Consider the following 25,248-nt stretch of genomic DNA (forward strand, 5'->3'; position numbering starts at 1 on the left):
CAATTTACATCATTTCTTTTCGTGTACTATAATGAACAAAGAGTAAAAAATAAGAAGGTGGAATTATGGCGCAGAGAGAAAATCATTTGTTAGCCGCTTGGATCGTTGCATTCATCGCTACGCTTGGCAGCCTTTATTTTTCTGAGGTATTGAAGTTTATCCCATGTGAACTTTGTTGGTATCAGCGCATTTTTATGTATCCGCAAGTATTTTTGCTTGGCATGGCTTTTGTGCGCAAAGAGTTTGCGATCGCTCGTTATACGCTTATGCTATCTGTTATCGGTGGCACGATTTCTTCTTATCATTATCTCATTCAAAAAGTGACATTTTTCCGAAATACTGCTCCATCATGCGGTATTGTACCGTGTACAGGCGATTATTTAAACTGGCTCGGGTTTATTACGATTCCCTTTTTAGCACTTATTGCTTTTATTTTCATTAGCATCATCAGCTATCGTCTTATAAAAATGGAGAAAGAAGGGAATATTCGATGAAAAAATTACTTATTTTCGGCGCTATCATTATCGTTTTATTTGGCGCACTCGCTTGGATTACATCATATACGCAAAAACAAAAAGCGGAAGGAAATCCGTTCGGGAAAGAAGAACTACACCCAGCTACGATCGACCTTCTTGACGATCCGAATTATCAAAACATTATTTTACCTGACGAATTAAGAGAAGCATTAAACAATAAAGAAACGATGACCGTTTACTTTTACAGCTCAACGTGTGAATTTTGTAAAAAAACAACGCCAATCGTTGTGCCGTTAGCGAAAGAAATGGGCATCGACTTAAAGCAATTTAACCTCCTTGAATTTGAAGAAGGATGGGATGAATATCACATTGAAGCGACACCAACAATTGTCCGCTTTAAAAATGGAAAAGAAGTCGCACGTATTGAAGGATATTATGAAGAAGACGTATTTCGAAAATGGTTTGAACAAACAAAATAAAAGCCTTCGTTGTGAAGGCTTTTTTACATCACCCAAGAATGAGCAGGTTTCATATATATGCTCACGTAATGATCTTTTTCATGTGAAAAATGTTCAGGTGTAAGCGGGAAGCTTATTCCGTGTCGCACTAATTGTTCCACATTGCGTTGGAACAATTGATTGTAGTAAGAAACGCCATGGAGCGAAGCAAATTCGATAATCGCTTGCAACGATTGTAATGCAGAAATAATCTCAAACGCCTCTTTTAACGTTCCATCATATGTGGAAGATTGAAACTGTAATATGCCAAGCGATTGAAATGTTTCAATTTCATGATCTGTGAAATATTTTGGAAAAATACATGTATAAAATTGCTCAATGAGCGATTGAATATATTGCTTTTGCTCTTCCGTAGCAACATAGACGGTTTTCAATTGACCTCACCTTTTTCCATTTCATTTCCTAATCTATAACGAAATTGTAACATATCAACGCACTTTATGGTGTTGGTAATTTATTGTATAGAAAGAGTGAGACGAATGAATGTACAAAAAAAAGGAAATTGGCTGATGTTTGAAGCGCCATCATCATGGATTGGCCTATCGCTTGAACAAGCATTTCAAACAAAATGGTTCGTTCCTAAAAAAATGTTGCATGAATGGCGAATGACAAAAGGAGTGACAGTAAATAAGAAGATCGTCCCTTTACATACAATCATTTCACCAAATGATCATATTGGGATACATATAAAAGACGAAACGATTGAACCGATTCCAACATACTTCCCGCTTCATATTGTATTTGAAGACGATCATGTGCTTGTCGTTAACAAACCCGCACATATGGACGTCCATCCGACGCAGCCAAACCAAACAAATACGTTAGCAAATGCAGTCGCCTTTCACTTTCAATGTGAAGGAATTTATAGCAAAGTTCGGCATATTCATCGCCTTGATCGCGATACGAGCGGCGTCATTTTATTTGCTAAACATGCGCTTGCTGGCGCTGTACTCGATAAATATTTAGCGGAACGAACAATTCATCGCACATACGTTGCGCTTGTTCATGGATATGTGAAACAAAAAAAAGGGACGATTGACGCTCCAATCGGTCGCGATCGTCATCATCCAACGAGACGTCGCGTATCGAAAACAGGAGATACGGCGATCACGCACTATGAACGTCTCCAATATGACAAACAAAAAAATGTGTCGCTCGTTCGCTTGACGCTTGATACAGGAAAAACGCATCAAATTCGCGTCCATATGAGCTATATCGGACATCCATTAGTTGGGGATACGTTATATGGGGGAAAACCGTGGATCGATCGACAAGCGTTACACGCAATCTCACTTTCTTTTCCACATCCGTTTACAAACGAGCCGATCACCTGTTCTTCCCTACCTGATGAAACGATTTTCGGCAATATAAAAAGAGGCGCGTTCCTATAACGCAGCCTCTTCGTTCATGTCCGTCACTACATCTACTGCTTTAGGGCGACGTGTCACTTCAATTTTTTTTACATGATGACCGTCTAATTGAATGACTGTAAACGTATAATCACCACAATCAATTTGCTCTCCTGGGCGAATGTTGTAACGTTCTGTTAACATCCATCCCCCGATTGTATCAACGTCTGTATCATCGATTTCTAAGCCGAATAAATCATTAATTTCACTAATAAGCACTTTTCCATCCACAATTGTTCGATTTTCATCAATCGTTTGAACAAGCGGAGTTTCATCTGTATCAAACTCATCCCGAATTTCCCCGACAATTTCTTCTAAAATATCTTCAACCGTTACTAAACCGGATGTCCCGCCGTACTCATCAACTAAAATTGCCATATGAATGCGCTCTTTTTGCATTTTCACAAGTAAATCTTGAATAGGAATCGTTTCAATAACTTGAATAATCGGGCGTATATATTCACGAAGTTCCCTTCGCTCTTGACAGTTTACAACAAGATCCGTAAACAACTCTTTGACATTTATTAATCCGAGAATATGATCTTTATCGCCATCAATAACAGGGTAACGTGTATATTTTTCTTCACGGATTGTTTGCAATACATGTTCCATCGAATCATTGACATCTAACGCAACAATTTCTTTGCGCGGAACCATAATTTCTTTTGCGACACGATCGTCAAAACGGAAAATGTTATTCACATACTTATATTCCGTATGATTAATTTCTCCGTTTTTATAACTGGCCGACAGCAGAAGACGCAACTCTTCCTCAGAATGGGCCAATTCTTGTTCATTAGATAGCTGAAAACCAAATAAACGAACGACGAAACGCGCAGACCCATTTAACAACCAAATAAACGGATACATGACGCGATAAAATAACATAAGTGGGCGCGCTGCCCATAACGTAATCGTTTCGGCCTTTTGAATCGCAATCGTCTTCGGTGCTAATTCACCAACAACGACATGAATAAACGTAATCGCCGCAAATGCGACAAGAAAAGAAGCGCCGTGGGCAAATGATGGCGGGACATGAAATTCGTCAAAAAGCGGACGAAGCGCTCGTTCTACCGTCGGTTCTCCGAGCCAACCAAGACCGAGCGAAGTCATGGTGATCCCAAGTTGATTTGCAGATAAATACTCATCTAAATGAGTGATGACATGCTTTGCTGCCACCGCTTTTTTGTTACCTTCTTCAATCAGTTGATCAATGCGCGATGGGCGCACTTTTACAATGGCAAATTCCGAAGCGACAAAAAAACCGGTAAGCGCAATAAGAAAAACGATCATCCATAAACTAAATATGTCCAACGAACGTCCGCACGCATACATGCGTGCGGATGCCACCTCCTATTTATTAATCTTCATTACTTCCTTGCACAAAAATAAGTATATACTTGATTAATTCTAACACCGAAATAAGCGCTGCAGCAACATACGTTAATGCCGCGGCATTTAATACTTTATTTACCCCACGTTCTTCTTCATTGCGAATAATGCCTTCTGCGATCATAAAATCTTTTGCACGTGAACTTGCGTTAAACTCAACCGGCAATGTAATGACTTGAAACGCTACAGCAAACGAGAACAAAATAATCCCTAAACCAATTAACGAAAACTGTTGCAATAAAAACCCGCCAAGAAGAAGGAATGGAGCCATTCCAGATGTCAAATTCACAATTGGGAACATACGATGGCGCAAAACGAGCGCACCATATGCTTGTTGATGTTGCACCGCATGACCCACTTCATGGGCAGCTACCGACACCGCTGCAATCGAGCGGCCATAGTAAACCGGCTCTGATAAACGAACGGCCCGAGCAATTGGATCGTAATGGTCTGTCAACGTACCTGGGACAAGCTCTACTGGCACATCGTATAGTCCGTTGCGATCTAAGATGAGACGCGCCACTTCTGCTCCCGTTAAACCAGAGGAAGCAGGTACATCTGACCACTTGCTAAAGTTTCCTCTCACTTTAAATTGCGCCCAAATTGATACCCCGAAGGCGATTAAAATGAGAAAATCCATTGGGTGAAAAAACATAATATCATCCCTCCGTTATTTTATATTTTAATGGAAAATAGCCGAAAATGAAAGAGAATACCTCTACATACGTTATATACGACTATTGTGTCCAAAAAGTTTCACAAAATCGAAAAAAACCTCGCAAATCGCGAGGCTAAATAAAATTGTTTTTAGTGTGTATGATGAACAGCGCAACGGTTCGGACCGATTTCAAGTTCTTGTTGCTGCTCTGGCGTTGCATCTTTCACACCACGATTGATGGCAATAATGTCTTCAAAGTTCGGTGGTGTTTCTGAAGAAGCGGATTGCGCCACATGTTCAACGAACTCCTCTTCCGTTTTCCCTTGCATGATTTCGTTCATTTGGCGAATGTTTCCTAACGTATTTCCGATATATCCTTGTTCATTCACTTCTTGATCAAAGTTTGCATAGTGAGCAGGAAGGACGATAACATCATCAGCAATTTGTGCTACTTTGTTATACACTGTGTCGTATAAATCTTTTGCCCACTCGCGCGCTTTTCCGCCAAGATCTGGTCGACCAAGACCGCTTACGAAAATCGTATCGCCAGAGAACAACAATTTATTGTTTACGAAAAATGATACACTACCTGGGGTATGACCTGGCGTTTTAATTGCTAATACTTCTAAGCTTACTTTTTCAAATTCGATGCGATCATGATTTTCTAACGGCTCAAATTCAAAGACCGCACCTTCACTCTTCATTAAATAATATTTTGCTCCTGTTTGTTTTGCTAATTCATATCCGCCAGAAATGTGATCGGCATGTAAATGAGAGTCAACGATATGTGTAATCGTTACGTTTTCTTTTTGCGCCACTTCTTTATATACATCAATAAATCGAGATGGATCAACGATAAGCGCCTCTTTGCCTGATACGACCATGTAAGAAAGGCACCCTTTACCGACACGAATAAATTGATATACTTTCATATTTTCATCTTCGTACACAACAACTGGATATAAATATTCACTCCATGCTTTCATGCCGCCTTTTAAATAAAATACTTCTAAACCTTTTTCAGCAAGCATGTCAGCGACCATCATGGAAGATCCTTCTTTTGCGCAAACGACGACAATTTTTTTATCTTTCGGTAAGCGTTCTAACACAGGCTCAACGCCATCAATTAATTCAAAATAAGGAACGTTTAAATATTCAATGTGCTCCCCTTCAATTTTCCAATCTGCAAAATCTGATTCATTGCGAACATCGAATAAGAAAAACGGTTCTTTATGAACAATCATCTCATTGATTTGTTGTGCTGTTAACGCATGTACTGTCATTTCATATCCACCTCTCCTTATACCTTATAGGGTATTTATATAGGTAAAAAAATTATTGTTGTAACAATTGCATAATTCGTTGTGGATCAAATCCAACGACCCAACGTCCATTAATTTCTGTTTGTGGCACGCCCATTTGTCCAGTCGAGCGAACAACGTAATTAACAGCTTCAGGGTGATGATGTAAGTTTACTTCTTTAAACGGAATACCTCGTTCAGCTAAAAAGTTTTTTAGCAATGTACAATACGGACATGTCGTTGTTGTATATACTGTTACTTGTTTCATATTACCATTCCTCCTTTATGTTCCGATATTTTATATACCCCTATGAGTATTATAACATAAAGGATGAATTTTTCAACATCTTTTACAAAATGTCCACCCAAATTTTAATAGCTGTTGCCACGATAAGTGCAGCTAAAATAAACTGCAATAGTTTTGTATTGACCTTTTTACCAACGTTTGCTCCGATCGGAGAAGCAATTAAACTTGCAACAACCATAATAAACGCAGTCCAAAAATCAAATTGACCAGTCGTCAGTTTTCCTACGGTTGCCCCAATTGATGAAATAAACGTAATAGCTAATGATGTAGCAATCGTCATACGCGTTGGAATTTTTAGTACGACGAGCATAATTGGTACAAGAATAAATGCACCAGCGGCTCCAACAATTCCAGCGCTCACTCCGACAATAAATGCTAATGCAGCAGCGAGCCACTTATTAAATGTCACTTGATCGAGTGGAATGTTATCAATTTCTTTTTTCGGAACGAACATCAAAATGGCCGCAATTGTTGCCAACACTGCATAAACGATATTAATGCCGCCTTCACTCATTAATTTTGAACCATAACCACCAATGAAACTACCGAGTAAAATGCTCGTTCCCATGTAAATAATTAACGTTTTGTTTAAATATCCACCTTTCCGGTACGCCCAAACGCCCCCAATAGTAGCAAACAATACTTGAATGGCGCTAATTCCGGATACTTCATGGGCGCTAAATGCAGCGTAGCCAAGCAACGGTGGAATGTAGAGCAACATCGGATACTTAATGATCGATCCGCCAATTCCAACCATTCCTGAAATAAACGAACCGATAAATCCAATGAGAAAAATCGTCACAATAAAGCCGATGTCCATGCTAGTTCACTCCTTGTATGAAGCATCGGGACATACGCCCGATGCTTCTCACGCTTTACGAATCCAAAATTTTAATACGTCGCCTTCTTCGGCCATGTCAATCATTTCATGACCCGCTGATTTTGCCCATGCGGACAAATCGTTTTTAGCTCCTTTATCCGTCACATGAATTTCTAATACTTGACCTGATTGTAATGTATCCATTCCTTTTTTTGTACGAACGATTGGCATTGGACACGCCAACCCTTTTGCATCAACGACAAGATCTGCTTTCATGCTTTTCCTCCTTAGAACGTTAACGTAATGTCAGCATCTTTCGCAAAATCGAGGAATGTGACAGCTCCACCAACATCGATGCCATCTACAAAATGTTCTTTTGTTAATCCCATGACATCCATTGTCATTTGACAAGCGATAAATTTCACACCCATTTCTTGAGCCATGCTTACAAGCTCAGGGATCGATGGAACGTTCGCTTGAGCAAATCCTTGTTGAATTTGTTCTTTTCCTTCTGGAAGTGGCAATTGCTTATACGCTTCTTTATGAATTAAATTTAATCCTTCGAATGTAAAGAAAATCGCTACTTCTGCTTCTGTTGCTGCCGCTGCTGTCGCAATGTTAAATACTTTGTATGCATCGAATAATCCACCATTTGCTGCAATAATTGCTACACGTTTGTTCATTGTTCATTTCCTCCTTTAATCATTGTTCCTTTCCATTCTGTCATACCCGGAATGACGTTAAATACATGTGTGAATCCTTTTTCGGCTAATTGTTGCGCAGCGAGATCGCTACGATTGCCTGTTCGACAAATGACGTAAATCGTCTCATCTTTATTTAATTCATTCATTCGTTCGGACAGCTGTCCGAGCGGAATATGATACGCTCCTGGAATATGTCCAAACACATATTCCGCTTCTTCGCGTACGTCTAAAATAAATACTTGTTCATTGTTTTCTACTTTCTTTTGCAATTCGTCTAACGCGACAACGTGAGGATATTTCGTTTCCTCTTTGCTTTCTGTCGGATTCGCTTTACGAAGATAATGTTTGAGTACATCCCCTTCTTCAATCGTGCCGATATATTGATGCCCTGTGTTTTTTGCCCAGCCTTGAATATCGGCAAGCGATCCTTTGTCCGTTGCTTGCACTTCCAGCACTTGGCCAGGTTGTAGCTGTTCCATTGCCTTTTTCGTGCGAACGATCGGCATTGGACAAGATAGCCCACGCGCATCAACGACAAGATCTACATTCATTCGATTCCCTCCTATCGTTCGATCTCACCTGTCCACTCAAGCATACCACCCGTCATATTCACGACTTGGTATCCGTAGCTTTCTAACAACTGACAAGCCATACCACTTCGATTTCCTGAGCGACAAACGAGAATATGCTCCTCATTTTTATCAAATTCATTCATTCGCTCAAGCAATTGACCGAGCGGAATGTGGCGTGCGCCTGGAATTTTCCCATGCGCCACTTCTTCATATTCGCGCACGTCAATAATGCTAAGTGCACGCCCCTCTTTTAATTGTTGCTCTAGTTCTTGTGGGGAGATATGTTTCATTTTCCTCACCTCTCTATACTCATAAGGGTATATTTCGTCGTAAAAAAATAAGTTATTACCATTACCTCTATGAGTATATTACAAAACCCCCACCCGTTTGTCAACTGTTTTTTCGCAAAAAAAAACCTTGTATCACACAAGGGTTTAAACAAGCGTTTTCTGTTCTTCTTTTCGGAAAAAGTTTCTCATCGCCTGCAACACATCCGATTTTTGTTTTAAAATGTAATAGCGAAATTTTTCATCTTTAATATGTTTGTACGCTGACATGAGCGTAGAATGACGATTGTACTGATTCACTTCCCCGTATCCAAACATATTCGATACTTTCATTAACTCTTGCACAAGTTTGACACAGCGAGCGTTATCAGACGTTAAATTATCGCCATCGGAAAAATGGAACGGATAAATATTATATTTTGTCGGGGAGTATTTTGTTTCAATCACTTCTAGCGCTTTGCGATACGCTGATGAACAAATGGTTCCACCGCTTTCTCCTTTTGTGAAAAATTCTTCTTCTGTTACGATTTTTGCTTCGGTATGATGAGCGATAAAAACAATATCGACTGTTTCATATTTCGTGCGCAAAAATCTTGTCATCCAAAAGAAGAAACTTCTAGCCATATACTTTTCCCATACGCCCATCGATCCGCTCGTATCCATCATCGCAATGACAACTGCTTTTGAATCTGGCTTGATGACTTCATTCCACGTTTTAAATTTTAAATCTTCTGGATAAATTGGATAAAAGCTTGGATTACCGCTTAATGCATTTCGTTTAAACGCAGCCATCATCGTTTTTTTCTTATCAATATTTCCCATTAATCCTGTTCGACGAATATCATTAAATTCGATATGTTGAACAACGTGATCTGCGTGTTGCTTTTTCTTTAAATCTGGAAGTTCCAATTGACTAAACAAAGCTTCTTCTAATTCCATTAAAGACACTTCTGCTTCATAATAGTCTTGCCCTGCTATATCACCTGCTCCTTGACCTTTTCCTGGTCCTTTTTGACCGTCGCCAGAACCGTCGCGCGCAATCACATCGCCAACTTGACTGTCCCCATCGCCTTGGCCGACATGTTTATTTTTGTCATAGTTATAACGAATTTTATATTCATCTAACGAACGAATCGGTATTTTTATGACATCGCGACCATTTGACATAATAATGCTTTCTTCTGTAATTAAGTCGCCAAGATTATTTTTAATCGCTTCTTTCACCTTTTCTTCGTGCCGTTTTTGATCATCGTGGCCTTTTCGATGGAGGGACCAATCTTCTTTTGACACAACGAAGTTTCTACTCATTTTTTTCCCCTCCTACATGTAAAATAATGATGCACACTTTCCCTTTTCCTCGCATACAATATGTTGGCTTTGAAAAATAATGAATGAATGGTTGGTTACTTTATCCTATGCAGCGAACGAAAAAAATTGACAAATGATTTCGAAAATTGCTCTAATCCTTTTTCATTGGACAAGCCTGTTTTCTAAGATGATAAAACAAAGCATGCCAAGTGCGGCATGCTTATCTGTTTAATAAACTTCCGACATAACGAAGCAACTCATTTGCCGAAGTGGAATTGTAACCGTACTCGTCAATTAAACGAGCGACAACTTCATTAATTTTCTTTAGTTGTTGTTCATCCGGTGTTTTCGTTGATGTCGTAATTTTGACGATGTCTTTTAAATCGGCAAATAGCTTTTTCTGAATCGCTTCGCGTAACCGTTCATGTGAATTATAATCAAAGCGCTGACCTTTGCGCGCATATGCCGAAATGCGAATTAAAATTTCTTCACGGAACGCCTTTTTCGCATTTTCTGAAATGCCGATTTGTTCTTCAATCGATCGCATTAACTTTTCATCTGGATTCATTTCTTCTCCCGTTAACGGATCGCGAATTTTCGCTTTGTTGCAGTATGCTTCCACATTATCTAAATAATTGTCCATCAACGTTTTCGCCGATTCTTCATACGAATAAACAAACGCTTTTTGCACTTCACGCTTTGCAATTTCGTCGTATTCTTTTCGCGCAATCGAAATGAAGTTTAAATAACGTTCCCGATCTTCTTTTGAAATAGACGGGTGATGCTCTAATCCTTCCTTCAATGCCCGTAATACATCTAGCGCATTAATGGACGGCACTTCTTTCCGAATAATACAAGACGAAATGCGATTAATGACATAGCGTGGATCAATGCCGCTCATTCCTTCATCCGGATATTCTTTTTTCAATTCCTCTACATCGACTTCATTAAATCCTTCGACAAGCTCACCGTCATACAAGCGCATTTTTTTCACAAGGTCAATATCGCCACGTTTCGGCTCTTTCAAACGCGTTAAAATCGTAAACATCGCGGCTACCCGAAGCGTATGCGGTGCAATATGCACGTCCGCCACATCGCTTTCACGAATCATTTTTTCATAAATGCGTTCTTCTTCTGACACTTTTAAGTTATATGGAATTGGCATAACGATAATGCGCGAATGAAGCGCCTCGTTCTTTTTATTCGCAATAAATGAACGATACTCTGTTTCGTTCGTGTGAGCAACAATCAATTCATCGGCACTAATAAGCGCAAAACGTCCTGCTTTAAAGTTTCCTTCTTGCGTTAAAGAAAGCAAATGCCATAAAAACTTTTCATCGCACTTTAACATTTCTTGAAATTCCATAATGCCGCGATTTGCTTTGTTTAACTCCCCATCAAAGCGATATGCGCGCGGATCCGATTCTGACCCATATTGAGCAATCGTAGAAAAATCAATGCTTCCGGTTAAATCAGCAATGTCTTGCGACTTCGGATCGGATGGGCTAAACGTCCCAATTCCAACGCGCTTATCTTCTGAGAAAAAGATGCGTTCGACCATCACATCTTCAATGCGCCCACCATATTCTTTTTCAAGCCGCATCATATTTAATGGCGACAAATTTCCTTCGATACGAATGCCATACTCTTTATAAAACTCATCGCGCAAGTTGTGCGGAATTAAATGAAGCGGATCTTCATGCATCGGACATCCTTTAATGGCATATACGGCGCCACGATCCGTATATGAATACGCCTCAAGCCCTCGCTTTAACATCGTCACAAGCGTTGATTTTCCGCCGCTTACCGGTCCCATTAACAACAAAATGCGCTTTCGAACATCTAAACGTTTAGCAGCTGGATGAAAATATTCTTCCACAAGCCGCTCTAACGCTTCCTCAAGTCCAAACAATTGCCCGCTAAAAAAGTTGTATTTTTTCTTTCCGTCTATTTCTTCTACCCCGGCATCTTTAATCATATTGTAAACGCGAGAATGAGCAGACTGAGCTACCCACGGCTTTTCTTTTACGATTTCCAAGTACTCCGCAAATGTCCCTTCCCACTTTAATTTTTGTTCTTCTTCTCTATATTTTTGTATTTTTTTTAAAATGTCCATACACGGACCTCCTCCACCTTTGATGTCTAGCGTCATGATTAATACCATATGTATGCAAGGATGTCCGTAATCATTCGTGAAAGTATGACTTTCATCCCTCTATACAATTAAGCTATAATGAAAGCGTGGACATTTTATTGTCACTTCATAAGGGAGGAGATTTCATATGAAAACACTTCTTGTTCTTGGCGTCATTTTCGCCTTCTTGGCTGCGATCTTCACAGCAGGATATAACGATAAGCCGGAAGTAAAAAATTAAGCGACTTTCATTCGAAAGTCGCTTAAAATACATTTGGAAAGTTTTGTTGTCTTAACGCCTCATATACAAGAATGGCTGCTGTGTTCGATAAATTGAGTGAGCGAACGTATTCGTTCATTGGAATGCGTAAACAACGTTCCATATTGTTTTCGATTAAGTCTTTTGGCAAACCGCTCGTCTCTCGACCGAAAACGAAAAAGTAATCTTTCGTTTGATCACTATAGTCAAACGATGTGTAATATGTTTGACCAAACTTTGTAATAAAGAAAAATTCGCCTTCTTTATATTTATCAAAAAGCTCTTGTAATGAATCGTAATAGTGAATATCTACATATTCCCAATAATCTAATCCGGCACGCTTCAACATTTTGTCATCCGTTGAAAATCCGAGTGGACGAATTAAATGTAAAGACGTTCCTGTTGCTGCACATGTACGTGCAATATTGCCCGTATTCGCTGGAATTTCTGGTTGATATAAAACGACATGTAAAGCCACGTTCTTCACCCCTATGCATGATCAATAATATGAAAAAATTTATATTGAATATTTGGCGTATAAGCCGTGGAATCTTCATACGACCAATAACGCATGCGACTATTGGACGTATGGGCATTTACAAGCGGCATCCCTTGTTTATCTTTGGCGACGACGATCGTCGTATGATCAAATCGACCGTCCCCTTGAAAATCATAACAAATGACATCACCGAGAGACAACTGTTCTGGTGATTTTTTTTCAATAGCTTGAATGCCCGTTTTCGATCCGCTTAAATACCAACGAAACGCATGTGCGACCGTCCACGTATAGCTCCAATCGTTTTTGCGCATCCACCATCCTTTTGTTTTATTTGGATAGCCCATCATCGGAATGCCGCCTGCATGCAAACATTGTGAAACAAAATTTGTACAATCCACGGGAAATGTATGAAACGCGGGGTTATGATCGTTCCACCATATTTCAGCATACCGAACGGCTGCTAGTCGATCATACGTATAACGGATGCGTTCATCATCATCACGTTCTTCTTTCTTTTCGATTTGTTCTGTTTCAATCATTGGTAAAACAAGGCGATGGCTAACAAGTTCCCGCCCCTCGAATACAGCTTCGCGTACCTCTTGTTGTTCTTCAACATACATCCATCCGCTTTGCCAAATGAAAAAACGAAAATGAACAACATAGCGAACGAACGTATGCGGAGCAATGTACTTTTTTTCGATAATTGTACCTTTTCCTTCACATTTCACAAGCTTTGCATTCCGCTTAGCCAGCAGCTTTCTTTTTCGTTCCATTTCTTCATCTGCCACGTCGCTGACAAAAAAATGACGAATGCGTTCATGAAGAAGATCGTGCAGTTGTTTTCTCATTCCGTTCCCCACTTTTTCGTTTTTTATTACGTTATGTCATAAACGGACGAAAAACGACTACACGTTTTCAAACATCGCTAATGCTTTTTCGATTTCACGAATGACGTCTTCATCTTGTTCCCTTTGTTTCGCTTGTTGTAGCATCGGCACAACTTTACGATTCCCGATTTTCCCAAGCGCCCACGCGGCCGTTCCGCGAATGACTGGACGTGAATCTTCGCGAAGCAACGTGAATAAATCATCAATTGCGCTTTCATCTTTATAGTGGGCTAATGCAATGATCGCATTCCGTTGAATCGGTTTTTTCCCGCGCCATGCGCCAGATATATGTCCAAATGTTTCTTTAAACTGACGATTTGTCATACGAAGAAGCGGTTTTAATAAAGGCTTCACAATCTCTGGATCTGGCTCCATCTCTGGATGGAAGTGAAAGTCTTTTCCCTTATTTTTCGGACAAACGAGTTGACACGTATCACACCCATACAATCGGTTTCCGATTTTATCGCGAAATTCATCAGGGATAAACGTTTTCGTTTGCGTTAAAAAGGCAATGCACCGCTGTGCATTCAACTGTCCGCCTTGTACAAGCGCTCCTGTCGGACAAGCATCAATGCAGCGCGTGCACGTCCCACATTCGTCTTCAATTGGCGTATCTGGAGGAAATGGGATATTCGTAATCATTTCACCTAAATAAACGTATGAACCAAATTCATGTGTAATAATCGAGCAATTTTTTCCACTCCATCCGATCCCTGCCCGTTCCGCGACCGCACGATCTGCCAATTCTCCTGTATCAACCATTGATTTCACTTTTGCATCTGGCACGCGTTCTAAAATAAATTGTTCTAATTTTTGCAGCCGCTCGCGCAAAATGACGTGGTAATCTCGCCCCCAAGATGCTCGACAAAAAATTCCGCGACGCTCTTTTTTTGTACTTCGTGGAGCATTTTTTAATTTTGACGGATATGCAAGGGCGATAGCGATAATAGAACGTGCTTCTGGAAGCAATAAAGATGGGGTTGTCCGCTTTTCAATGTCAGGCTCTTCAAATCCTGATTGATAACCAAGTTGTTGCTGCTGACGCAACCTTTCTTTTAATTCAAAAAACGGATCAGCACTTGCAAAACCGATTTTATCAATGCCGATCGTTCGGCTATATTGAATGATTTCTTCCTTTAGTGCTTCAACGTCCATCTCCCATCCCTCCTTCCCACTTTGTTTATGTTACAATGTAAAGAAAAAGGAGTGAACGATATGTTAACCATTTGTGACAGCATTAAACAACATATTCCTCATTTTAAAATCGGAGTGCTTACATATGAACACATCGTCGCCGGGCCATCTCCTAGCATGTTAAAGGGGAAACTTCGTCAATTTCAAGAGCTGTTATATTTTGATATGGAACAAACTCCGTTAGCTGAATGGCCAGAAGTGAAAGAATGGCGGTCTGTATTTAAACAAATTGGCACAGATGCAAGCCGATACCGTCCGTCATCGGAAAGTTTGCTTCGGCGCGTACAAAAGCAAACTTTTATTCCATCCATTCATTCAGCTGCTGATGTCAATAACTTTTTTTCCTTATATTATAAACTACCGATCGGCATTTATGACCGAGATCATCTCATAGGAGATATCGTGATCACGATCGGTACACAAGCAGATGAATATATCGGCATCAATGATCGCACGACAAATTTTGAACGAAAACTTGTCTCAAAAGACGCTAAAGGGGCATTCGGCAGTCCAATCGTCGACTCAAAGCGAACGATGGTTACGGAACAAACAACACATGCGATTCAAATCGTGTACTTTCTCCCATCATTTACAGAAACACAATGCGAACAAATGCTACAAGCGATGAAAGAGATGTTTATCCAAATTCACGGCGGTACAGCACATACACAACTCGTTAAATAATGCATGCGGGGCAAGCGAAATAAAAAAACGCAATGCCCCGTTCATCTTCGAAACGAAACACTGCGTTGTCCCCGTATGTATGGAGCGGGTGATGGGAATCGAACCCACGACATCAGCTTGGAAGGCTGAGGTTTTACCACTAAACTACACCCGCATAGCAACTTGCTTTTTCTCTATGACTTTTCCCACGCTCAACTATGCCTCTTCCTCTACTCGCTTATTCAATGATGATGGATGCGTCGAGGCAACTCGCCGATTACTCGACGATGTGTCGCTCGTGGCTGAGGTTTTACCACTAAACTACACCCGCACGATAAATCACTCACATAACCATCTTTTACTTCTACGCTTTGTCACGCCTCTTCCTCTACTCGCTTATTCGATGATGATGGATGCGTCGAGGCAACTCGCCGATTACTCGACGATGCGTTGCTCGTGGCTGAGGTTTTACCACTAAACTACACCCGCACATGCAGAAAAAGTAGAAATTTGTCGAATAAGATGCAAAAATAAAAAACAGGAATCCCTGTTTTTTAATTACGTTTTACATTATATCGACTCCCCTGTGACAAGTCAATACTCTGTTCAAAACTTTTTCAAAAACATCATCTATTTTCCCGATAAAATTTATACATATCGAGACAATAATAAACATGGTGCATGTGACGAATGAAGAAGAAATTTGACATAACACCTAAAGGTTTCATATAATCTAAATGAAACCAAAAGGTTATATATCTGAGGAGGATCATTGATGAGCCAAAAAGTGCAAGATATCCAACAAACGATGATCATCGAAGCGCCAATTCAAAAAGTATGGGACATTGTTTCTACATCCGAAGGAATTGCCTCATGGTTTATGCCAAATGATTTTCAGGCGATTGAAGGACATGAGTTTCACTTACAAACCCCTTTTGGACTTTCTCCATGTAAAGTGTTAAAAGTGGAGAAGCCTCATCTTCTTTCTTTTTCATGGGATAAAGACGGATGGATCGTTTCCTTCATGTTGAAAGACTTAGGCGACAAAACAGAATTTACTCTTGTTCATGGAGGATGGGGAAGCGCAGACGATATCCTTCCGAAAGCAAATGAAAAACAATCTATTGTTCGTGATCGTATGGCAAACGGATGGACAGGAATTTTAGAAAAGCTTCGAAAGGTTGTGGCATAATACGTGGAGCCAACAAAAAAGCATGATGTTTTTCAAGCAATTGCAGACAAAACAAGAAGAGATGTCTTACGTTTGTTGGCAGAAAAAAAAGAATTACCGATCTCTGCGATTGCAGCGCATTTTCCAATTAGCCGTACGGCTATTACTAAACATTTAAACATTCTCGCCGAAGCAAATTTAGTCCAAAGTCGAAAATCAGGACGAGAAAAAATTTATCATCTCCATCCTGAACCGTTAACAGAATTAAAGCAATGGCTGTCATTTTATGAACGTTTTTGGGAAAATAAACTATCTATTTTAAAACATGTTGTTGAAAATGAGTAACCCCCTATGTTTGTAACGATAGGGGGCTTTTCCTTGCTTACATCTTCCCAGACATTAATCCGTACAATCGATTGCTCCCACAAGATTCACGAATAATCAATTCCGGTTCAACCATAACCGCTTTCGGCTGAAATTGGCGGTGTATAATATCCCTTAACATATATGCAGCAAGCCGTCCGATTTTCTCTTTATCTTGACGAACGGAAGTTAAAGGGGGATCGGTATAATTGCATGCATCAATATCATCGCACCCAACGATCGCAATATCTTCAGGTATTTTTAACCCGTGTTCCTTCACCGCTTTCATTGCACCAAATGCCATTAAATCCGATGCTGCAAATACCGCTTCAGGATGATGTGACGAGCGCAATATTTTTTTCATCGCCTCATAGCCACTTTCCATAAAGAAATCCCCTTCGGCAAACCACTCTTCATGAATCGTTAACCCAAATTCCTTCATTGTATTACGAAATCCTTGTTCGCGAATTTTTGTCACTTGCGCGCCCGGCAAACCACCAATGTAGCCGATATTCCGATAGCCACATAAGTAAAAATGCTCTACTACTTTCGCAGAAATTTTATAGTTATCTGTCATAATGTACGCAGAACGATTCCCTTCAAGCGGAATATCTATCCCGATACATGGGATGTCGCTCATGTCTAAACGATAAATAGATGGCTGCACTTTTTCACCACTAATAATGATTACTCCATCTACTTTATAGCGCATCGAACGCTCATAATAATCTTCCTCCCCTTCTTCAAATTGTTCGTTTGAAAAGAAGAGGAGGTCATAACCGAACATTCCCATTGTTTTCTTGAAAGAGTTCATCACTTCAATAAAGAATGGATGGTTAAAATCGGCATTGATCTCCCCGGCGTAAATAACACCAACTACTCTCGACTTATGAGCGGTATCTTTTTGAATGCGAGCAGCCACATACCCGGTCTGCTCCATAATTTCCAACACTCTTTTTTTTGTTTCTTCACCGACATCATGATAGTTATTTAATACTTTTGATACCGTACCTGGTGACACACCCGCTAATTTTGCAATTTCTTTAATGGTAATTTTCATACGATCCCTTCTTACCTTCATTAATCTTGCCCTTATTATAACATAAATTTTCTGTTAAAAATGAATGCGCTTTAGTTAGCGGCTATGTCACTATTGTTTGACCGATCCTTGCGTCAAGCTTGAAATGAACAACTTATTAAACATTAAAAATACGACGACTAAAGGCAATGTTGCCCAAAATGTTCCCGATAAAATCATGCCATAGTCTTTCACGTATGCGTCTTGAAGAGCACGAATAGCAATTTGAATCGTGTAGCTTGACTCGTCTCTTAACACAGTTAACGGCCATAAGAAATCGTTCCATACGAACATAAATGTTAAAATACCAAGCGTCGCAAAAGCTGGTAAAATCGAAGGAACAACGATATTCCAATATACACGGAATATACTGCATCCATCAATTTTTGCTGCTTCAATCAATTCATCAGGAATCGCATCTTTAATATATTGACGCATCCAGAAAATACCGAACGCATTCACTAAACCTGGAATGATAATTGCTTTTAAATCGTTTAACCAACCTAACTTTGTAATAATGAAATATTGCGGGATTAATCCTAATTGTGGCGGAATCATCATCGTAATTAAAATGACAGCAAACAGCTTTTCTCGCCCTTTAAACTGCAACTTAGCAAATGCAAAGCCTGCTAAAGAACTAAAGAATAACACCCCCAGCGTCGTTAAGCTAGCAACAACAAAAGAGTTCCACATCGCCCCGAAAAAGTCGACGTTTTCTAATACGTTTCGAAAGTTTTCTACTAGCTTATCTCCCGGCACAACAGCTGGTGGTAATTTGTTAATGACATGGTTCGGCTGCGTTGCCATGACAAACATCCAGTACAACGGAAAAACAGATAGTAACGCACCGATAATTAACAACACATGGATTGTTACTTTATTCACAAATCCTTTTTTACGTAACATCTTTATTCACCTCCATGTTTTTACTTGCCCGATTTATCTAAACGATTGGACGCGAAAAAGTTAATTGTCGTAAATACAATGATGAGTAAAAATAGCGAGACGGCTGTCGCAGATGCTGTTCCGAACGCGTTATTCGAGAACGCTTCTCTCCATAAGTACAACACGATCGTCATGCTTTCTTCTCTAAATCCACTGCCGAAAATAAGCGGTTCCGCAAAAATTTGTAGCGACCCGATCGTTGCTGTAAATACGACGAATACGATAATTGGCTTTAACATCGGCACAGTGATGAAAAGAAACTGCTGCCATTTTTTCGCTCCGTCAATTTCGGCTGCTTCATAAAGATCTTTCGGAATACTTTGCAATCCTGCTAAGAAAATAATCGAGTTATATCCAACCCATCTCCAAAAAATCATCGTCGCAATCGCAATTTTCGCTCCCCATTCAGACGTTTGCCAGCTTACTGGCGAAATTCCAAACAAGCTAAGTGTGGCGTTTACTAACCCTGCTTCTTGTTCGCTAAATAAAACGGTAAAAACAATCGCCACCGCAACAATCGACGTTACGTTTGGTACAAAATAAGCGACACGAAATACACTTTTAAACTTGACCATCGCTGAATTTAAAGCAACGGCTAAAATTAAAGCGGCGATTAACTGTGGACCTGTTCCTAATAAACCGATTACAATCGTGTTATAAATCGATTTCCAAAATAGTGGATCAGTAAAAATGAGCGAAAAGTTTTTCACTCCGACAAATGTCATTTCACCGAACCCATTCCATTTTTGAAACGCTAAATAAAAGCTAAACAGCATTGGAAAAGCGCCGAAGATCGCAAATAAAAGAAAGAAAGGAGAAATAAATAAGTAGCCAGCTAATGCTGTTTTTTTCTTATCACTCAATCCTTTTGGACGGACAGTTGCGTTTGTATGATTATGGGATACCATTTATATTTCCCTCCAAAAATCATAGTAGGGGGAAGGGAATAAATCCCTCCCTCACGTGTTTTATTGACGTTCAAGTTGACGTTTAATACGTTTAATTGCTTCTTCCCATTCTTTTTCTGGGTCAGCTTTTTTCTTCTGTACGTTTGTCAACGCCTTAATGATTTCGCCTTGAACGAGTCCGTAGTTTTTACCCATATACACTGTTTTTACTTTTTGTGCTGCTTCTGCAAATACTTGAGCTGTATTTACTCCACCAAAGTACTCGTCTTTGTAATCTTTAAACTCAGGTGCATCATATACAGAAGGAGCAGATGGGAATAAGCCCATATCTTTAAACGATTTCAATTGTTGTTCTGGCGCTACGAGCCATTGAATGAAGTCATATGCTTCTTGCGGATGCTTCGATTCTTTTGGAATCGTTAAATAAGAACCGCCCCAGTTTCCTGCTCCACCTGGCATGTTTGTAATGAGCCACTTGCCTGCTGAATTTGGTGCGTTTCCTTTCACAACTCCTTGCATCCATGCAGGTGCAAGCAACGTCGCATAGCTTCCTTTTTCCATCGCGTTACCCCATTCTGGAGTCCACAATCCGTTGCTGCCAAGGTAACCTTTTTGAATTAAGCTAACTGTATAGTCGTACGCTTGTTTAATGTACGGTTCTTTTTCGATAAGCAATTCTTCTTTTTCGTTAAAATATTGCACAGGAGCTTGGTCACGTAATGCGTTGTACACAAGTTCAACGTTGTCTGCAATTGGTTTTCCTGTTTTTTCTTTAATTGTTGCAGCTACTTCTGCATATGCATTCCAGTCTGGAATTAACTTTGCAACTTCAGCTGGATCTGTTGGAAGTCCTGCTGCTTCAAACACGTCAGCACGATAAAACATAGCTGTTGGACCAATATCTGTCGGAAGACCAAATAAGAAGCTTCCATCAGCGCTTTCACCGATGCGCCATTTCCAATCTAAATACTTATCCTTAATGTTTTTTGCACCAAAATCGTATAAGTTATAAAAACGATCTTGTGCCTCACGATAACGTTCAATATTGTTTACTTCAATCATCGCGATGTCCGGTGCGCCACTTCCTGCTGATAACGCTGTAAATAATGCGTTATGATGATCGTCAAACTGCGTTGATTGAATTTTAATTTCAACATTTGGATGATCTTTCATATATTCTTCAGCTAGTTTTTCATAACCAGTGCTTCCGAATACCCACATGTTCAACTTGACTTTTTCACTTGAACCTTTATCTTTTGATTCGTTCTCACTTTGAGATTGATTGCTGCACGCTGTCGCGAACATAAAGACAACTGCTAACAACAACATGAGAGCTCGTTTCTTCATCATTCTTTCCCCCTCGCTTTTTCACAATATGTGTTCATACCGTTTACACCTTTCATTTGCCCATTTGCTTGTTTCACGTTATAATTCCTTTAGTTTTCTTCGTAGTAGCGGCCAATCCCCGACACTTCCCGCTATGACGAAGAAAACTTCTTCCCTTCCCCCATCACCTCCTTTATTTGTCATTGTCTACTTGCAATCCGTTGTTTATAATCGTTTCCTTGTACCATAATGCACTCTTTTTCGGGATGCGCTCTAGCGTTTCATAATCCACGTATACAATCCCAAAGCGCTTATCATATCCAAATGCCCACTCAAAATTATCGAACAGCGACCATACATAATATCCTTTTAAATTGACGCCTTGTTCAATCGCGCGGTGGCAAGCGATTAAATGCTCCCGTATATAAGCAACTCGCTCATCATCTTCTACTTCACCTTGTTCGTTGACGCGATCTTTGTATGCAGCACCGTTTTCGGTAATGTATAATGGAATATCGCCATAATCTTTTTTCAATCGCACCATTAAATCAAACAAACCGTTTGGATTCACTTCCCAATTCATATCCGTCACAGGTCTTCCTGTGCTCACATGTTCAAATACGATCGGTTCACGGTCACCTGTTTTCCAATCTTTTAATGTTGCTGTTGAATAATAGTTAAATCCGAAAAAGTCGATCGGTTGCTGAATCGTTTGTAAATCTCCCTCTTTGTAAACGTCTGGTAAATAATCTTTATACACTTCTAACATATCTGCTGGATATTGTCCCTTAAATACAGGATCTAAAAACCAACGATTCATAAAGCCGTCCCATTTTCGAGCGGCATCAACTGCTTTTTCATCTTTCGGATCGACCGCATATCCAGGTGTCAAATTCAACGTAATACCAATTTCCCCATCTTTCGAACCGATTGCTCGAAACGCTTTTACCGCTTCCCCGTGTGAGAGAAGAACATGATGTGCTGCTTTTAAAAATGATGTAAAGTTTTGAATCCCTGGGGCATGTTCGCCATTCCCATATCCTAAATAGGTGACAACCCACGGCTCATTATGCGTAATCCATTTTTTCACGACATCCCCAAGATTCTCGTAAAGGAAAGCAGCGTATTCTTGGAAGTAGTGAACGATATCACGATTTTCCCAGCCACCTTTCTCTTGAAGAGCTTGTGGCATATCCCAATGATAAATGGTCAACATTGGCTCGATACCGTTCTCTAGCAATTCATGTACAAGACGCTTATAAAAATCTAAACCTTTTTCGTTAAACTTCCCTGGCGTTTCACAATAAAGTCTCGCCCAACTAGTCGAAAATCGATACGCTTTCAAATGAAGCGCTTTCATTAATGCGATGTCTTCAACATAACGATTGTAATGATCAATTGCGATATCGCCATTATCCCCATTCGCTACTTTGCCAGGAATGCGGGAAAAGTGATCCCAGATCGAGTAAATTTTATCTTCTCCAGTCGCTGTTCCTTCAATTTGATACGATGAAGTTGCAGCTCCCCAAATAAAATCTTTCGGAAACTGAAGCATAATTTCGAACCTCCTGCGAAATTTTTCGTAAAAAACAAATCAAAAAAGCGCTTTCTTTCATTTGTTTCGTAACTTAATCATAATAACAATTGACGCATAAGTCAATAAAATCTTTCGCCCTAAACGAAAAATTATAATAAAACATGAAATAAATATATTTCTTCCACGAAAATTTTCGTAAAATATAAAAGCTAAAAGGATGAAAAAGTAAAGCTGGAGCGTCCTGGAGAAAAGAAAAAGTATAAGAAGAAATAAAAAAAGGATCCCTGTGTGCAACAGGAATCCTCAAATATTCAGTGCCGATGGTGGGAGTCGAACCCACACGGGGGGCTACCCCACACGATTTTGAGTCGTGCGCGTCTGCCAGTTCCGCCACATCGGCATGAGGCAATTAAATTGTATCATGCAAACTTGCTTTGTCAAGACTTTTCAGTGCCGAGGGCCGGACTCGAACCGGCACGGTAGTCACCTACCGCAGGATTTTAAGTCCTGTGCGTCTGCCAATTCCGCCACCCCGGCGCATAAAAAAATGGAGGCGGCAACCGGATTCGAACCGGTGGTAAAGGTTTTGCAGACCTCTGCCTTACCACTTGGCTATGCCGCCATAAAACGAAGAGCGGAAGACGGGACTCGAACCCGCGACCCCCACCTTGGCAAGGTGGTGTTCTACCACTGAACTACTTCCGCATATATGGCTGGGGTAGCTGGATTCGAACCAACGCATCACGGAGTCAAAGTCCGTTGCCTTACCGCTTGGCTATACCCCAACGTTTTAAAATGTATATGGGGCGACTAGTGGGAATCGAACCCACGAATGCCAGAGCCACAATCTGGTGCGTTAACCACTTCGCCATAGCCGCCATGTTTTTTTGGCAGGGGCAGTAGGAATCGAACCCACACCGGAGGTTTTGGAGACCTCTGTTCTACCATTAAACTATGCCCCTAAAATGGTGGAGGGGGACGGATTCGAACCGCCGAACCCAAAGGGAGCGGATTTACAGTCCGCCGCGTTTAGCCACTTCGCTACCCCTCCGCGGATGGTGCCGGCTGCAGGACTTGAACCCGCAACCTACTGATTACAAGTCAGTTGCTCTACCAATTGAGCTAAGCCGGCATAATATGAAGTGCATCAAACTTTTAGATGAAACAAACTAAGCCGACATCATTCAAAATGGTGGCTCGGGACGGAATCGAACCGCCGACACAAGGATTTTCAGTCCTTTGCTCTACCGACTGAGCTACCGAGCCATATAGATAGTAGCTTCATCCTTAAATTATTCAGAAGCACAACGTCCTTCGTCCCGCTCTCAGTTTGCTTACTCAAGATGTGGCTCGAGCGGTACGCTGTAGCCTTGCCAAAGAAGTCGATTCAAACGTGCTCTACCGACTGAGCTACCGAGCCATACATGGCGGTCCCGACGGGACTCGAACCCGCGATCTCCTGCGTGACAGGCAGGCATGTTAACCACTACACTACGGGACCAATATTGGTTGCGGGGGCAGGATTTGAACCTGCGACCTTCGGGTTATGAGCCCGACGAGCTACCTGGCTGCTCCACCCCGCGATAATAACATATGGTGGAGGATGACGGGATCGAACCGCCGACCCCTTGCTTGTAAGGCAAGTGCTCTCCCAGCTGAGCTAATCCTCCAAAAGATGACCCGTACGGGATTCGAACCCGTGTTACCGCCGTGAAAGGGCGGTGTCTTAACCACTTGACCAACGGGCCATATATCATTTCCTAAGTGGCTGGCGGAGAGCAAGGGATTCGAACCCTTGAGACGCTCATCACGTCTACACGATTTCCAATCGTGCTCCTTCGACCACTCGGACAGCTCTCCGTAAATGGCTCCGCAGGTAGGATTCGAACCTACGACCGCTCGGTTAACAGCCGAGTGCTCTACCACTGAGCTACTGCGGAATAATAACAAAAGTGATTCATTCATCATCTTGCCCGGCAACGTCCTACTCTCGCAGGCGGTGTCCCGCCAACTACCATCGGCGCTGGAGAGCTTAACTTCCGTGTTCGGTATGGGAACGGGTGTGACCTCTCCGCCATCGTCACCGAGCAATAATGCTTTAGACAAATGTTATTATAACGGAATATTTTTTGTTGTCAAGCATTTTTTTATTCCTTCAAAACTAGATAACAGGTGTGTGCTTAGTTAAGTCCTCGATCGATTAGTATCCGTCAGCTACACGTGTCGCCACGCTTCCACCTCGGACCTATCTACCTTGTCATCTTCAAGGGATCTTACTCGCTTGACGCGATGGGAAATCTCATCTTGAGGGGGGCTTCACGCTTAGATGCTTTCAGCGCTTATCCCTTCCGCACATAGCTACCCAGCTGTGCCCCTGGCGGGACAACTGGTACACCAGCGGTGCGTCCATCCCGGTCCTCTCGTACTAAGGACAGCTCCTCTCAAATTTCCTACGCCCGCGACGGATAGGGACCGAACTGTCTCACGACGTTCTGAACCCAGCTCGCGTACCGCTTTAATGGGCGAACAGCC

Annotated in this window: 26 protein-coding genes, 17 tRNA genes and 2 rRNA genes; 6 read left to right on the forward strand and 39 right to left on the reverse strand. The window is 41.0% G+C overall.

Annotated elements, in window-relative coordinates; all coding sequences use genetic code 11:
• Positions 1 to 65: 65 nt before the first annotated feature.
• Positions 66 to 494 (forward strand): disulfide oxidoreductase, encoded by a 429-nt coding sequence (locus tag JV16_RS05360; protein ID WP_042534626.1) that lies wholly within the window; start codon positions 66 to 68, stop codon positions 492 to 494.
• The gene (locus tag JV16_RS05365; RefSeq protein ID WP_042534628.1) at positions 491 to 955 is read left to right on the forward strand and encodes a thioredoxin family protein; all 465 of its coding nucleotides are present in this window, start codon (positions 491 to 493) and stop codon (positions 953 to 955) included. The genes JV16_RS05360 and JV16_RS05365 overlap by 4 nt, the downstream gene beginning before the upstream one ends.
• Before the next feature lie 23 nt (positions 956 to 978).
• Here the strand turns inward: JV16_RS05365 and JV16_RS05370 are convergent, their stop codons facing one another.
• Positions 979 to 1,368: a DUF5365 family protein gene (locus tag JV16_RS05370; protein WP_042534630.1), complete on the reverse strand. Its 390-nt coding sequence runs from the start codon at positions 1,366 to 1,368 to the stop codon at positions 979 to 981.
• 105 nt (positions 1,369 to 1,473) lie between these two features.
• On the opposite strand from JV16_RS05370, the gene JV16_RS05375 reads away from it, so the two are divergent.
• The gene (locus JV16_RS05375; RefSeq protein ID WP_042534632.1) at positions 1,474 to 2,385 is read left to right on the forward strand and encodes an RluA family pseudouridine synthase; all 912 of its coding nucleotides are present in this window, start codon (positions 1,474 to 1,476) and stop codon (positions 2,383 to 2,385) included.
• On the opposite strand, the gene JV16_RS05380 is transcribed toward JV16_RS05375, so the two are convergent.
• From JV16_RS05380 to queG, 14 genes are all read right to left on the reverse strand, one after another.
• Complete coding sequence (locus JV16_RS05380; RefSeq protein WP_042534674.1) at positions 2,380 to 3,717, reverse strand: hemolysin family protein; 1,338 nt, start codon at positions 3,715 to 3,717, stop codon at positions 2,380 to 2,382. The two genes, JV16_RS05375 and JV16_RS05380, sit on opposite strands and share 6 nt — an antisense overlap.
• A gap of 46 nt (positions 3,718 to 3,763) precedes the next feature.
• Positions 3,764 to 4,450 carry a zinc metallopeptidase gene (locus JV16_RS05385; RefSeq protein WP_042534634.1) on the reverse strand — a complete coding sequence of 229 codons (687 nt, stop codon included), beginning with the start codon at positions 4,448 to 4,450 and terminating at the stop codon, positions 3,764 to 3,766.
• Between the two features lie 152 nt (positions 4,451 to 4,602).
• Complete coding sequence (locus JV16_RS05390; RefSeq protein ID WP_021095476.1) at positions 4,603 to 5,736, reverse strand: MBL fold metallo-hydrolase; 1,134 nt, start codon at positions 5,734 to 5,736, stop codon at positions 4,603 to 4,605.
• 52 nt (positions 5,737 to 5,788) lie between these two features.
• Positions 5,789 to 6,022 (reverse strand): glutaredoxin family protein, encoded by a 234-nt coding sequence (locus JV16_RS05395; protein WP_021095475.1) that lies wholly within the window; start codon positions 6,020 to 6,022, stop codon positions 5,789 to 5,791.
• Positions 6,023 to 6,104: 82 nt separating this feature from the next.
• Positions 6,105 to 6,881, reverse strand: a complete 777-nt coding sequence (locus JV16_RS05400; RefSeq protein WP_021095474.1) for a sulfite exporter TauE/SafE family protein — start codon at positions 6,879 to 6,881, stop codon at positions 6,105 to 6,107.
• A 48-nt stretch (positions 6,882 to 6,929) separates the two neighbouring features.
• Complete coding sequence (locus tag JV16_RS05405; protein WP_009362054.1) at positions 6,930 to 7,157, reverse strand: sulfurtransferase TusA family protein; 228 nt, start codon at positions 7,155 to 7,157, stop codon at positions 6,930 to 6,932.
• Positions 7,158 to 7,168: 11 nt separating this feature from the next.
• On the reverse strand, positions 7,169 to 7,564 hold the full coding sequence (locus JV16_RS05410) for a DsrE/DsrF/DrsH-like family protein (RefSeq protein WP_009362055.1): 396 nt from the start codon (positions 7,562 to 7,564) through the stop codon (positions 7,169 to 7,171).
• Positions 7,561 to 8,136, reverse strand: coding sequence for a sulfurtransferase TusA family protein (locus tag JV16_RS05415; protein WP_021095473.1), 576 nt, complete (start codon positions 8,134 to 8,136; stop codon positions 7,561 to 7,563). The genes JV16_RS05410 and JV16_RS05415 overlap by 4 nt, the downstream gene beginning before the upstream one ends.
• 11 nt (positions 8,137 to 8,147) lie before the next feature.
• Complete coding sequence (locus tag JV16_RS05420) at positions 8,148 to 8,447, reverse strand: rhodanese-like domain-containing protein (protein ID WP_021095472.1); 300 nt, start codon at positions 8,445 to 8,447, stop codon at positions 8,148 to 8,150.
• Positions 8,448 to 8,591: 144 nt separating this feature from the next.
• Complete coding sequence (gene yhbH / locus JV16_RS05425; RefSeq protein ID WP_042534636.1) at positions 8,592 to 9,752, reverse strand: sporulation protein YhbH; 1,161 nt, start codon at positions 9,750 to 9,752, stop codon at positions 8,592 to 8,594.
• A gap of 220 nt (positions 9,753 to 9,972) precedes the next feature.
• Complete coding sequence (locus tag JV16_RS05430) at positions 9,973 to 11,868, reverse strand: PrkA family serine protein kinase (protein WP_042534638.1); 1,896 nt, start codon at positions 11,866 to 11,868, stop codon at positions 9,973 to 9,975.
• Positions 11,869 to 12,149: 281 nt separating this feature from the next.
• The gene (trmL, locus tag JV16_RS05435; RefSeq protein ID WP_009373579.1) at positions 12,150 to 12,623 is read right to left on the reverse strand and encodes a tRNA (uridine(34)/cytosine(34)/5-carboxymethylaminomethyluridine(34)-2'-O)-methyltransferase TrmL; all 474 of its coding nucleotides are present in this window, start codon (positions 12,621 to 12,623) and stop codon (positions 12,150 to 12,152) included.
• 11 nt (positions 12,624 to 12,634) lie between these two features.
• A complete protein-coding gene (locus tag JV16_RS05440) occupies positions 12,635 to 13,492 on the reverse strand; it encodes an amidase domain-containing protein (protein ID WP_042534640.1) in 858 nt (285 codons plus the stop codon).
• A 57-nt stretch (positions 13,493 to 13,549) separates the two neighbouring features.
• Positions 13,550 to 14,686, reverse strand: a complete 1,137-nt coding sequence (gene queG / locus JV16_RS05445) for a tRNA epoxyqueuosine(34) reductase QueG (RefSeq protein WP_042534642.1) — start codon at positions 14,684 to 14,686, stop codon at positions 13,550 to 13,552.
• Between the two features lie 60 nt (positions 14,687 to 14,746).
• Between queG and JV16_RS05450 the strand changes: the two genes are divergently transcribed.
• Positions 14,747 to 15,409 (forward strand): B3/B4 domain-containing protein, encoded by a 663-nt coding sequence (locus JV16_RS05450; protein WP_042534643.1) that lies wholly within the window; start codon positions 14,747 to 14,749, stop codon positions 15,407 to 15,409.
• 80 nt (positions 15,410 to 15,489) lie between these two features.
• Here JV16_RS05450 and JV16_RS05455 read toward each other — a convergent pair.
• A tRNA-Gly gene (locus tag JV16_RS05455) sits at positions 15,490 to 15,563 on the reverse strand.
• A 600-nt stretch (positions 15,564 to 16,163) separates the two neighbouring features.
• On the opposite strand from JV16_RS05455, the gene JV16_RS05460 reads away from it, so the two are divergent.
• Positions 16,164 to 16,580, forward strand: coding sequence for an SRPBCC family protein (locus JV16_RS05460; protein WP_042534645.1), 417 nt, complete (start codon positions 16,164 to 16,166; stop codon positions 16,578 to 16,580).
• A 3-nt stretch (positions 16,581 to 16,583) separates the two neighbouring features.
• Complete coding sequence (locus JV16_RS05465) at positions 16,584 to 16,904, forward strand: ArsR/SmtB family transcription factor (protein WP_035047942.1); 321 nt, start codon at positions 16,584 to 16,586, stop codon at positions 16,902 to 16,904.
• Positions 16,905 to 16,941: 37 nt separating this feature from the next.
• Here JV16_RS05465 and JV16_RS05470 read toward each other — a convergent pair whose 3' ends face one another.
• The 23 genes from JV16_RS05470 to JV16_RS05580 all read right to left on the reverse strand — a co-directional run.
• Entirely contained in the window at positions 16,942 to 17,982 is a 1,041-nt protein-coding gene (locus JV16_RS05470; RefSeq protein ID WP_042534647.1) for a LacI family DNA-binding transcriptional regulator, read from the reverse strand.
• A 90-nt stretch (positions 17,983 to 18,072) separates the two neighbouring features.
• Complete coding sequence (locus tag JV16_RS05475; RefSeq protein WP_042534649.1) at positions 18,073 to 18,906, reverse strand: carbohydrate ABC transporter permease; 834 nt, start codon at positions 18,904 to 18,906, stop codon at positions 18,073 to 18,075.
• A gap of 20 nt (positions 18,907 to 18,926) precedes the next feature.
• Entirely contained in the window at positions 18,927 to 19,853 is a 927-nt protein-coding gene (locus JV16_RS05480) for a carbohydrate ABC transporter permease (protein ID WP_042534651.1), read from the reverse strand.
• A 60-nt stretch (positions 19,854 to 19,913) separates the two neighbouring features.
• Complete coding sequence (locus JV16_RS05485) at positions 19,914 to 21,203, reverse strand: ABC transporter substrate-binding protein (protein ID WP_042534652.1); 1,290 nt, start codon at positions 21,201 to 21,203, stop codon at positions 19,914 to 19,916.
• A gap of 169 nt (positions 21,204 to 21,372) precedes the next feature.
• The gene (locus JV16_RS05490; protein WP_042534655.1) at positions 21,373 to 22,734 is read right to left on the reverse strand and encodes a GH1 family beta-glucosidase; all 1,362 of its coding nucleotides are present in this window, start codon (positions 22,732 to 22,734) and stop codon (positions 21,373 to 21,375) included.
• 297 nt (positions 22,735 to 23,031) lie between these two features.
• A tRNA-Leu gene (locus tag JV16_RS05495) sits at positions 23,032 to 23,116 on the reverse strand.
• A 51-nt stretch (positions 23,117 to 23,167) separates the two neighbouring features.
• Positions 23,168 to 23,253 (reverse strand) — tRNA-Leu (locus JV16_RS05500).
• 11 nt (positions 23,254 to 23,264) lie between these two features.
• Positions 23,265 to 23,338: transfer RNA gene (locus JV16_RS05505), tRNA-Cys, on the reverse strand.
• An 11-nt stretch (positions 23,339 to 23,349) separates the two neighbouring features.
• Positions 23,350 to 23,421, reverse strand: a tRNA-Gly gene (locus JV16_RS05510).
• Between the two features lie 5 nt (positions 23,422 to 23,426).
• A tRNA-Gln gene (locus tag JV16_RS05515) sits at positions 23,427 to 23,501 on the reverse strand.
• 17 nt (positions 23,502 to 23,518) lie between these two features.
• A tRNA-His gene (locus JV16_RS05520) sits at positions 23,519 to 23,594 on the reverse strand.
• 10 nt (positions 23,595 to 23,604) lie between these two features.
• Positions 23,605 to 23,678: transfer RNA gene (locus JV16_RS05525), tRNA-Trp, on the reverse strand.
• 4 nt (positions 23,679 to 23,682) lie between these two features.
• Positions 23,683 to 23,767: transfer RNA gene (locus tag JV16_RS05530), tRNA-Tyr, on the reverse strand.
• Between the two features lie 5 nt (positions 23,768 to 23,772).
• A tRNA-Thr gene (locus tag JV16_RS05535) sits at positions 23,773 to 23,848 on the reverse strand.
• A 58-nt stretch (positions 23,849 to 23,906) separates the two neighbouring features.
• Positions 23,907 to 23,982: transfer RNA gene (locus JV16_RS05540), tRNA-Phe, on the reverse strand.
• Between the two features lie 159 nt (positions 23,983 to 24,141).
• Positions 24,142 to 24,217, reverse strand: a tRNA-Asp gene (locus tag JV16_RS05545).
• Positions 24,218 to 24,222: 5 nt separating this feature from the next.
• A tRNA-Met gene (locus tag JV16_RS05550) sits at positions 24,223 to 24,299 on the reverse strand.
• 11 nt (positions 24,300 to 24,310) lie between these two features.
• Positions 24,311 to 24,386, reverse strand: a tRNA-Val gene (locus JV16_RS05555).
• A 6-nt stretch (positions 24,387 to 24,392) separates the two neighbouring features.
• Positions 24,393 to 24,464, reverse strand: a tRNA-Glu gene (locus tag JV16_RS05560).
• 21 nt (positions 24,465 to 24,485) lie between these two features.
• Positions 24,486 to 24,576 (reverse strand) — tRNA-Ser (locus JV16_RS05565).
• A 5-nt stretch (positions 24,577 to 24,581) separates the two neighbouring features.
• Positions 24,582 to 24,656: transfer RNA gene (locus JV16_RS05570), tRNA-Asn, on the reverse strand.
• Between the two features lie 31 nt (positions 24,657 to 24,687).
• Positions 24,688 to 24,804, reverse strand: a 5S ribosomal RNA gene (rrf, locus tag JV16_RS05575).
• Between the two features lie 92 nt (positions 24,805 to 24,896).
• Positions 24,897 to 25,248 (reverse strand): 23S ribosomal RNA (locus JV16_RS05580); the annotation flags it as partial.

The sequence above is a fragment of the Anoxybacillus ayderensis genome, from assembly GCF_000833605.1.
GTDB classification, from domain to species: Bacteria; Bacillota; Bacilli; order Bacillales; family Anoxybacillaceae; genus Anoxybacillus; species Anoxybacillus ayderensis.